The organism is Stenomitos frigidus ULC18 (genome assembly GCF_003003795.1).
Classification (GTDB): Bacteria; Cyanobacteriota; Cyanobacteriia; order Leptolyngbyales; family Leptolyngbyaceae; genus Stenomitos; species Stenomitos frigidus_A.
In genome coordinates, this window is the sequence record NZ_PVWK01000119.1 from 22,419 (window position 1) to 32,251 (window position 9,833).

Below are 9,833 nucleotides of genomic sequence, written 5' to 3' on the forward strand. Positions count from 1 at the left end.
GGAGGTCTAACCACAACCACATTATTTCGTTTTCGCTTCTAGATTCTCCAGCCGGCTCCTAAGCTCCTGGTTCTCTTGCTTCAGTTGATCCAATTCTTCACGAATTTGTTTGACAGCTTTGTCAGAACCAACGTTCTTTTGCACGCGCTGGACGGCTTCTTCCGCAATGCGACGCACACGCCCGTCAGGCGTTTGGTCTGCGAGGGCTTGCAGAATGCCGATCGCCCGTGCAGTTTCCATCTGCCCCAGTGAAACGGCTACCGCTACTTGCGTCAGGAAGAACGTTTCGCGTGACAGCTCTTGCAGGCGATCGAGAATCCGTTCTAAATTGCTGTTGCTTTGTCCGGTAGAAATGGCACCCAACGCGCGGATGGCAGACAGGCGTAATGCCTGGGGTGTAACGGGCACCGTGTATTCCAGGATTAAGTCCAAAGCGGTTTCGGAGGTTTTCATTTGGCTCAGGGCACCGATCGCGCCCGATCTCACCACTTCATTCCAACCCTGGCGCTCTTTCAGCACTGACTTTAGTAGCTTCAGCACTTTCTCTTCTTTCGTTTCGCCTAAGCTGGAGGTGAGAATACTGCCAAGCGCCCGTATAGCAGCCGCTTCAACGTAGTAGCTGGCGTCGCCTTTTTCAGCAATGGGCTTGATTGCCTTGTAGCTGTCGTTGGTCTTAATCGTTGCCAGCGCTTCGATCGTGGCTCGGCGCACTCGCGCATCGACGTCGTTGAGTCCTACCAGGAGCCCACTAAAGGCTTGATCGAGTTTGACTGTAGCCAGATTTTTGGCGATTTCGACGCGTACACCCCAGAAGTGCTCGGCTGTTAGTGCTTCAGTGAGGGCGTTTACAGCTTCCAGTCCACCTTTCTTTGCCAGCATTTCAGCAGCAACAATCCGCGCTAAAGGATCGGGATCAGACTGCAACTGGGCTTTGAGTTCCGGGACGGGATACTCCAGCGTGACCGTTTTGAGCATGTGGTTGCCAACATCAAAGCTAACGAAGTCTGGCTTTTTCTCTAGAGGGAAGTAGAAGGTTTGCTCTCGTTCGTAGATGCGGACGGGGAAGAGTGTGAGGTGTGAGGTGTGAGGTGTGAGGTGTGAATCGTTTTGGCGTTCTTGCCCCTCCCTCCTCTCTCCTCTCTCCTCACTGATGTAGCCAAACCCGATCGGCACTTTGAGATCAAACAATTCATTCTGGCTACCGTTGCCGTCTTTGGCTTGCGTTTGAGTGACGGTGACTTTGGCGAGATTGCTGCTGGTATCCCAGGAGTAAGCCACTTTGTAATCGGGGTGTCCGCCACGATAAACGTATTGATCGAAGAGGAACAGGAGGTTACGTCCGCTGGCTTTTTCGATCGCCCTGAGTAGATCAACGGTCTCGACTGTTTTGTGTGCGTTGTCGTTCACAAACGTCGCCACTGCTTTCCAGAATAAGTCGTCCCCTAGCTCCGCACGGATCATGTGATAGACACAGGCACCTTTTTCGTAAAGGTGGCGATCGTAGAGTTCGATCGCTTCACGGTAGACATGCGTGACGATCGGACGACGATAGCGAGAACTGTCTTCATCTAGATAGCTGCGAGCTTCGCCAAGACGATAGTAGGCAGCATCTTCCGCACCGTATTCATGATCCGTCCACATGATTTCTGAGTAGGACGCCATGCCTTCCTTCAGCCAGGCGTGCGACCAGTGCTTGATGACAACCAGATCGCCGAACCATTGATGCGCCAGTTCGTGGGCCACCAGGCTTTCGGTATTGCGGTTGTCTAACGCCGCGCGTTCATCCAGTAGGCAGCGATCGGTGAGCAGCGTGGTGGAAGTATTCTCCATGCCACCAAAGATGAAGTCATCAACGCAGACCTGAGCGTACTTGGGATACGGATAGGCATAGCCGTATTTTTCACTGAAGAACTCGATCATCTGGGGCGTTTTGCCCATGCTAATGCGGGCTTCCTGCTCTTTGCCTTTCTCGACATAGTAAGTAACGGGCTTGCCCTTCCACTCATCTTGCAGTTCAGCAAAATCGCCAACTGCCAGCGTCATCAAGTAGGTGGGATGCACTTGTTTTTGGTGCCAGTGGTAGATCTTGTCGTCACCATCAGCCTCGGTCTTGACCAACTCACCGTTTGAAATTGCCATGAGCTGCTTGGGGACACGCACCCGAATTTCAGACGTTGCCAACTGCCCAGGATAGTCAAAGCAGGGAAACCAGAAGCGCGAATCTTCGTCTTCGCCTTGAGTCCACACCTGAACCGGTTTATTGGGATAGTGCTTGTCGGGTGCAATGAAGTAGATGCCACGTTGGGGTTTGTTGACGCTGTAGGCGATCGCCACTTCAATCGGCTTCCCTGCTTGCGTCGTAGGCTCTAATTGAATGTGTAGCTGTTCGCCATCATAGTCAAATGTTTGTTGCGTCTTGCCCACGTGCACAGACGCGATCGTCAAATTGACTGCATCCAACGTCAGCCGATCAATCCCATCACGCACCGGATTGAGCCGAATCGTGCAGGTGCCCTCGTAGCGCTGGTTGGGAATATCAAGGCTCAGATCCAGAAAAATGTGCTCAACTTGTCCAGGGCGATCGGGGTTGTAGTGGGGTTTTGCACCAGGCAGCTCAAAGGACTTATGGCCATTGGTTGCAGGATCAAAATAGACATGTGGCATAAATGGGATGCTCTGTGACTGGGGGAATCTGTGCTTGGAGGACTAACTCTAGTCTTGCAGGACTGTGAATGCGCCTTTTCAGCGTAACCTGTGTACCGCGTCTCGATTGTCTCGATCGTTAAGGTTGTTGCTTTAGCAAGCGATCGTACTCGCCTCAACCGTCCCGACACCTGAGATAATCAATTCAACTCAATCAAACCTTTTATTATCGTACTCATGACGGCTACAAGTTTTGCGCCAAATCTCGCTGCTCGTCTCATTAATGGCCTGCTTGCGGTTAAACCGCTGGCAAAGCTGGCAAAGCAGCAAGCGCGTCAGATGATGATCAAGCGAGCCGAATCCGTTGGGGTCTATTGGACAAAAGAAGTAGAAGCGCTGCGATCGCGAGCCTGGGACGATGACTTGGCGCAAGTGCAGCAGCCTGACCTGACCTACCCAAACTACTACGTGACCTCGTTCCACGCGTATGACGAAGGTAATTTGGGCTGGAATCCGGCTTTGGAAGTCGAAGTTGCCGCTTACGCTGCTCATGCGCGGATCTGGCAGGATGCAGGTGCACAAGGTGATGCTCGCTTGCGGCAAACCTATCATGCTGTCTTGAAGGCCCAATTGCCCACAGCACCTACCAACATTTTGGACATTGGCTGTAGCGTGGGTATGAGTACGTTTGCCCTGCAAGAGACCTTCCCCAAGGCGCAGATTACGGGCTTGGACTTATCGCCGTATTTTTTGGCAGTGGCGAAGTATCGAGGGGAGGTAAGGGAAGGTTCAGAGAGTCGGGAGTTGGGAGTTGGGAGTCGTCGGGGTGCGGAGGAAGCAAGGGAAGCCGGGGAAGCCGGAGATTTAACTCAAAACTCATCACTCAAAATTCAAAGCTCTCCGCTGTGGCTCCACGCCGCCGCTGAAGCCACAGGCTTACCCGATGCCTCGTTTGATCTAGTGTCTGCCTGTTTGCTCTTCCATGAGCTGCCGCAAAGCGCTGCTATTGACATCATTCGAGAAGCACGTCGTTTGCTACGCCTGGGTGGGCATTTCGCGATTATGGACATGAACCCACGATCGGAGCTGTTCGCTAAGTTGCCGCCTTATGTGATGACGCTGCTGAAAAGTACGGAACCATATTTGGATGAGTACTTTTCGCTGGATTTGGAAGGCGCGATCGCCTCTGCTGGGTTCACGCAACCAACGGTGACGTTTAATAGTCCACGCCATCGGTCGATCGTCGCTCAAGCCAAATAAAGCTGTAGGGCTATGGCAATGCCATAGCCCCGACCACATTCAACGGGCAGGCACTGTCCACCAGGCAAGCGCATAAGGCTGGATGGGTTCATTCACCTGACGCTGAAACTGGACGCGAAGTTTGTAACGTCCCGTGGCGGGCACCGGATGAAAGATGTGCTGCACGCTATCCACATCGCTGATGCCTGACCAGATGCTTTGACTGACATCAGTATCCTCGACACGCATTAAGTAGAGCGTGAGGGTATTCAAGCCACGATCGTGAAAGCTCTCGCCGATGTCAAATTCGCGGTCGTCATTCTTGTCAACCAGATCCACCAGACGATTCCACACCAGCGTTGCCGAGACAAAACTCCCTTGTTGCAATGGTTTTTCCAGCACATAGTCCCGAAACGATGGTGCGTCAGCTTCTACCTTTTTCGCTTCGCCTTTCTCCTTTCTGTCTTCTACTTCTTCGCCTTTCTCCTTGATCCTTTCGCCTTTCGCCTTTACCTCTACCGTCCGATAATCCCACCCGATCGCAGGCACTGCTGCTCCTGGCAGGTATTGGCCGGCGCTAAACTGCTGATAGGCTCGAAAGGCATTAAGTTGACCCACTCCCATTTGCGTATCTAAAGGGAGTTTGCGATCGCTGTACGCATCGGACTCAAGCCAACTGCGGTTGTTCTTATCTAAAATGGTGCGGCTCATGCCTAAAGCCAGCCCATCACCAGTATCTTTAATTTTATCAGCTGAGTTGAGCAGTACCGCTTTCATGACTTGCTCACGCCGAGCATCCAGCGTCCAGGGAAGCGAACACCCCGGTTGCTTACAGCTTTGGCGTAGCTGGCGATCGCCATACTCTTGCAGCAACGCGACGGTTGCCGTGACGTGAGGAGCCGCAAAGCTAGTGCCACTGGAGGTCGTGAGATTGCCGTTTAAAGTGACTAAACTCACATCGTTACCAGGCGCTACCAGCCCGATCGCGCGGCGAGGGCCAATATTGCTTTCAATCCCTGCGATCGCCGATCCCGACCCGGAGGCATCGCCTAAATTCGCAAAATCAAGCTTGCGAAACACGCCGTCTAGCCGCGTGGTAAAGGCAACGTTGATCCCGTTGAAGTTATCGGTCGGGATCGAAATCCCGCCTTTGCCCTGGTTGCCTGCAATGACGTACAGGACGTTGTGCACACGGGTAGACCAATCGATACATTGAGTGAGTAGCGCGTTACCATCCAGCGTTGCGTTAGGTCGAGGATCTTGGCGCAGCGCTTCCCCAAAGCTAAAGTTGATGGCTCGTACGTCGCCACCGTTTTGTTCGGCAACATACTGAGCCGACAGACATTCTTCTGGTTGCCCATAGCGCTTGGGCGTTCCTGCCGCTGATGAATACAATCGCGCTCCCGGTGCCACTCCCTGCAGCCCCTTCGCAGCGCTAATCATAATGCTGGCAACGTTCTGAGCGTGACCATCCACGTTGGCATTCATACGAGCGGGCGAATCGCGGAAGAAGACGCGCGTCAGGGGTACCGTGCGGTTGTGTGTCACCGCTTTGTCAATGCCAAACTGACCGGGACGCCCAATCTCCACTTGCCCGATCGCAATTTTGCGTCCAATTAAGTTGTAGGGCTGTATGTGTAGCCGTAGCGCATCAATGCCTGCTTCACCGATCGAGGTCGACTGCGGTGCACCACCCAATGCAGCAGTTGTGCCTAAGACGATCGCGCTTACTCCGCCACTGAACCAAACCAAGGTTCTTGGCACCTGTCGCCTCAAAACTTGCCGCCGCGCCACGAAGGTTTCTCCACAAGACTAGGGACTTGAATCACACTTTGTTAAACTAACTACATTACAGCGCCGTTAGGAGACCCCGCCAGCCATGACCCAAACGCCATCCAGTAAAAAGCCGATTGTCATTGCTCCCTCGATTCTATCAGCCGACTTCAGCCGCTTGGGTGATGAAATTCGGGCAGTTGATGCTGCCGGAGCCGATTGGATCCATGTAGACGTGATGGATGGTCGGTTTGTTCCTAATATAACGATTGGACCCTTGATTGTAGAAGCGATCCGTCCAATCACGACGAAGCCGCTTGACGTGCATCTGATGATCGTTGAACCAGAGAAGTACGTTGAAGACTTTGCCAAAGCCGGAGCTGATCATATCTATGTTCACTGCGAACATAATGCGTCGCCGCACCTACACCGCACACTGGGACAAATCAAAGAATTGGGTAAAAAAGCGGGTGTTGTTCTAAATCCCGGCAGCCCTCTAGAGCTAATCGAATATGTGCTTGAGCTTTGCGATCTAGTTCTGATCATGAGCGTTAACCCTGGCTTTGGCGGACAGAGCTTTATCCCTGGTGTCTTGCCCAAAATTCGCCAACTGCGTCAAATGTGCGATGAGCGGGGACTCGATCCCTGGATTGAAGTAGACGGTGGCTTAAAGGTAAACAACACCTGGCAAGTGCTCGAAGCAGGCGCAAACGCTATCGTTGCTGGTTCTGCGGTCTTCAATGCACCCGACTATGCTGCAGCGATCGCAGGCATCCGCAACAGCAAGCGCCCAACCCCAGAACTCGCAAAAGTCTAGAGGTAAAAGAAACCGGGTTTCTGTGCCCATAGAGAGGGGGCGATCGTTATGCGATCGCCCCCTCTTTTAATGTCTATTGCCTGTGAGGATTAGCCAAGATGGTTTCCCAAGAGACTACCTTTAGTTGGTAGGCGGCATCACAATTCTCTTCGCTAAGCCCAGACTTCTAAGGACGCTAATAGACCACCAGGTCATATCAATTTCCCACCATTTCAACCCTGCCTTTGCCACATTGGGATACGCGTGGTGGTTGTTGTGCCAGCCTTCGCCGTAGGTCAAAACCGCTGCCCACCAAAGGTTACGCGAATTATCATCAGGCTCAAACGTGCGATAGCCGCTCATGTGGCTTGCCGAGTTGATCAACCAGGTGCTGTGCCAGAGCAAGACCGCTCTGAGAAACACACCATAGATAACGAATGACCAACCGCCTAGCAGGTAAAGCACCACGCCGACGGGAATCTGGAGCATTAAGAAGTAGCGATCTAAGAAGCGGTAGAACGGATCTTTATCAATATCAGGCGCAAACTGACGATACGATTCGCGATCGAAAAAGCGGTCTTGTGGGTAGAACAACCACATCATGTGGCTCCACCAAAACCCCTTTTGCGCCGAGTAGGGATCTTTTTCGTTATCTTCGGTGTAGAGATGATGCATGCGGTGTCCAGCGACCCAGAAGGTCGGCCCACCCTGTAGCGCTAAGGCACCGATGAGCGTGATCGTCCGTTCCAGCCATTTGGGTACATGGAAACTACGATGCGTCAGCATGCGATGATAGCCCAAACAAATGCCGATGCTGCCAAAGAGCCAGTGCAAGACCAGCGTGACGCCGAGCGCTGACCAGGAGAAAAACCAGGGCGCTAGTAACGCCAGTGCATGAAACGCTCCAAAAAACACCACATTAGTCCAACTCAGCGCGAGCGGCTTCCTGCCCTCGGAGGCAGTTTGAAGAGAATTAGAAGTCATGAAAATCCTTGTCGAGATGACCGAAACAAACCAGTGTCCAATGTTGCAGCACTGGCAGGCTGACTCCCTCTATAAACTGTCTCATGTGAGTGGCGAGACACCCCGCGAGGCAATCTCTAGCAACACTCCTAGCGAAGCGATGACACCTTTAACGCGTGAGTCAACGCGTGAGTTGGCGGCTCGTCTGCCCAAGAACCCGTTACAGTAGGAGAGAATGCAAGTGTTACTTACACCTGTAGCCTAACAGCGAATTTCAGATTCTGCAAGTGTTACTTGCATTTTGCCTATGGTTACCCAACGAAACCCAACTCGACAGCGTTTAATTCATGCAGCGTTGGAGTTGTTTGCCGTTCAGGGTGTCACCGATACAACGACGCGGCAAATTGCAGAACTGGCGGAGGTGAATGAGGTCACGCTCTTTCGTCATTTTGGTAATAAACATGGGCTGTTGCTGGCAGTGATCGAAGATGCTGGTGCTTTTGCTCATCTAGGGCAAACGCTGATCCGACAGGCAAACCAGACCAGTAGCATTTACCAGGCGTTGAAAGAATATGCCACTGCCTGTTTAGCCGCTATGGATCAAGTGCCTGCAGTGGTGCGATCGGTCGTTGGTGAAGCAGGGCAGTATCCGGCGAAAAACCGAGAAGCGATCGGTCGAGGCTTTACGCAAGCCAATCGCTACGTTGCCAAATATTTTGAGACGGTGATCAAGCGAGGACAACTCAATACTCACCTCCCTGCCGAGAAACTAGCGAGTTTACTCAACGGCATGCTGTTGGGGTATGCCGTCATTGAATTTACCAGCGAGTTCCATCAACTTTGGCAAGACCGGGATGATTTTCTGGAGAATCTCGTGACCTTGTTTTTGCAGGGTGCAGTGTCACCCTCGTCAGACGTCAGCCCAGAATTTTCGGGTTTAGTGCCCTTTGAGCTTGCTACGATCGCCGAAAAAGTGGCTGATTTGCCATCACCATTAGTCCATGCCCTCCTGCAACACGCCAAGAAACTGGGACTGCAAGAGTATGCGATCGCCTATGTTCTCTTTGGTGCAGGCTTAAGTGCGGTAGAGCTTTGTCGGTTGGAACGATCGCACCACATCAACGATCCTCACCAGCAGCTTCTGCAAATTACGCAAGGAACCGTGCGTCAGGTGCCAGTGAATCAATGGATCATGGGCAAACGCTATGGCTCCTACACACGCAACCCCCTCACTCAGTGGCTCCGCAGTCGCAAAGACAATCAACTAGCCATGTTTCTAAACCAGTCTGGACAGCCCTTGTCGGCGGCTGAACTGCAGCAGCAATGGCAGGTGATCAGTGATGGTATTTTGACCCTTAGCGGACAACCACCCGCGATCGAGCAAACCCAACAAACCTGGTGTGTGGAAATGCTGATGCGAGGCATGACCCTGGCCGATCTGCGCCTTCTCATTGGCTGGGATGCGGCCAGACTGCAACCCTATGCCGATCGAGCCAGAGAAAAAGCCGCGTTGGAACAGGCCATTCGGTTGGATCAAAAAGCCTAGCGAATAGGTCTTTCTAAAGGACTTTGACAAATTCAACTTAAATGAGTGGCAGTGCATTGAGCATGCCAAGTTTTTCCAATGCATGGGCGATCGCCTCTGTGCGGCTTTGTACGCCCAATTTGTGAAAGATGCTTTCCATGTGCTTGCGGACTGTGCTTTTGCCAACACTCAGTTGAGCTGCGATCGCTTTGTTATCGTTGCCTTGCATCACCCGCACTAAAACCTCAGCTTCTCGCTGGCTCAATCCCAATAGTTCTAGCGACTCCAATAACGATAGCGTCTGTTCTTCCAACAGCAGCAGATAGCGCTCTGCCATCTGCTCAACGACCAAACGAATCGTCAACTGCTTACCATCCTGTTCGATTCGGAGCGGCAACCAGGCTTTTGGCAGGTCTGTTTTTTGAGTGAAACAATTGATTTGATGCTTGACCCATGCCCATAAATGATCTGGAAGTTGAAGAGAGCCAGTGGGTTTGGGGAAATAGGCTTCCAGCCACGCTGTGGCTTGGGGCGTGATCCACTGCACCTGCCCTTCAGTGTTCAAAATCACTAAACCAAGAGGGTTGAGGGACTGCTGAAATTGGTTCAAATCTTGTTGCAGTTGTTGATAGTGTTGAGCATTGCCATATGCCTGGGATAAGTGAGGGCGCAGGAGGTTAAGGATGAGGCGATCGCGCTCTGTAAAGCTGCGTTGAGGGCGATGCAGCGCAAACCCTACCAGAGTTACATCTGTTTGCGAAAATTCGCTCCAACTGCCCGAGTTAGCATTCGGCAAGAAAAAAACCATCTGATCTTCTATACCTTGTCAGGGAATAGAATTCACTTTTTTAAAGGATTGAAAACGTAAGGTTAATAATGACGCTAGCTCTTGTT

General features: G+C 52.2%; 8 protein-coding genes. 4 read left to right on the plus strand and 4 right to left on the minus strand.

The window, feature by feature from the left end:
• Nucleotides 1-21 precede the first annotated feature (21 nt).
• The gene (locus tag C7B82_RS21700) at nt 22-2,664 is read right to left on the minus strand and encodes a M1 family metallopeptidase (RefSeq protein ID WP_106258533.1); all 2,643 of its coding nucleotides are present in this window, start codon (nt 2,662-2,664) and stop codon (nt 22-24) included.
• 216 nt (nt 2,665-2,880) lie between these two features.
• Between C7B82_RS21700 and C7B82_RS21705 the strand changes: the two genes are divergently transcribed.
• Entirely contained in the window at nt 2,881-3,903 is a 1,023-nt protein-coding gene (locus tag C7B82_RS21705; RefSeq protein ID WP_106258535.1) for a class I SAM-dependent methyltransferase, read from the plus strand.
• Nucleotides 3,904-3,942: 39 nt separating this feature from the next.
• On the opposite strand, the gene C7B82_RS21710 is transcribed toward C7B82_RS21705, so the two are convergent.
• Nucleotides 3,943-5,676 carry a S8 family serine peptidase gene (locus C7B82_RS21710; RefSeq protein ID WP_219904624.1) on the minus strand — a complete coding sequence of 578 codons (1,734 nt, stop codon included), beginning with the start codon at nt 5,674-5,676 and terminating at the stop codon, nt 3,943-3,945.
• 85 nt (nt 5,677-5,761) lie between these two features.
• On the opposite strand from C7B82_RS21710, the gene rpe reads away from it, so the two are divergent.
• Entirely contained in the window at nt 5,762-6,472 is a 711-nt protein-coding gene (gene rpe, locus C7B82_RS21715; RefSeq protein ID WP_106258538.1) for a ribulose-phosphate 3-epimerase, read from the plus strand.
• Between the two features lie 120 nt (nt 6,473-6,592).
• Here the strand turns inward: rpe and C7B82_RS21720 are convergent, their stop codons facing one another.
• Nucleotides 6,593-7,435, minus strand: a complete 843-nt coding sequence (locus C7B82_RS21720; RefSeq protein WP_106258539.1) for an acyl-CoA desaturase — start codon at nt 7,433-7,435, stop codon at nt 6,593-6,595.
• Between C7B82_RS21720 and C7B82_RS21725 the strand changes: the two genes are divergently transcribed.
• Nucleotides 7,434-7,643 carry a hypothetical protein gene (locus C7B82_RS21725; RefSeq protein ID WP_106258541.1) on the plus strand — a complete coding sequence of 70 codons (210 nt, stop codon included), beginning with the start codon at nt 7,434-7,436 and terminating at the stop codon, nt 7,641-7,643. The two genes, C7B82_RS21720 and C7B82_RS21725, sit on opposite strands and share 2 nt — an antisense overlap.
• 78 nt (nt 7,644-7,721) lie before the next feature.
• Nucleotides 7,722-8,960 (plus strand): TetR family transcriptional regulator, encoded by a 1,239-nt coding sequence (locus tag C7B82_RS21730; protein WP_106258542.1) that lies wholly within the window; start codon nt 7,722-7,724, stop codon nt 8,958-8,960.
• A gap of 37 nt (nt 8,961-8,997) precedes the next feature.
• On the opposite strand, the gene C7B82_RS21735 is transcribed toward C7B82_RS21730, so the two are convergent.
• Nucleotides 8,998-9,735 (minus strand): response regulator transcription factor, encoded by a 738-nt coding sequence (locus C7B82_RS21735; RefSeq protein ID WP_181357606.1) that lies wholly within the window; start codon nt 9,733-9,735, stop codon nt 8,998-9,000.
• Nucleotides 9,736-9,833: the final 98 nt, after the last annotated feature.